At 55.5% G+C, this 344-nt stretch carries 1 protein-coding gene; it reads left to right on the forward strand.

The window, feature by feature from the left end; genetic code table 11:
• Positions 1-63: 63 nt before the first annotated feature.
• Positions 64-344: IS110 family transposase (locus tag JIN78_RS17070; protein WP_200393201.1), on the forward strand; the 281-nt coding region annotated here is incomplete at its 3' end.

Below are 344 nucleotides of genomic sequence, written 5' to 3' on the forward strand. Positions count from 1 at the left end.
CCTATAAAGAGTAGATGAGAAGGCAGCCGGGGCTCTTGAGCCCTTTGGTAAAATAGCTGCCCTATGAATACTCCACATCTTCACACTATCGGTATCGACCTCGGCGATCGCAATCATCACATCTGTGTCCTCGATGAGTCCGGTGACGTCATTCGCGAATTCTCCATCCGCAACGAGCGGGAGGCTCTCGCGCTTCTTTCCAGCCAATATCCCACCGCCCTCATCGCGATGGAAGTGGGAGCCCACAGCCCGTGGCTGAGTCGCTATCTGGAAGGCCGCGGGCACCGGGTGATTGTCGCCAATGCCCGCAAGCTCAGATTGATATCACAAAATGAGCGCAAGTG

It is taken from the genome of Roseibacillus ishigakijimensis (assembly GCF_016595415.1).
GTDB classification, from domain to species: domain Bacteria; phylum Verrucomicrobiota; class Verrucomicrobiia; order Verrucomicrobiales; family Akkermansiaceae; genus Roseibacillus; species Roseibacillus ishigakijimensis.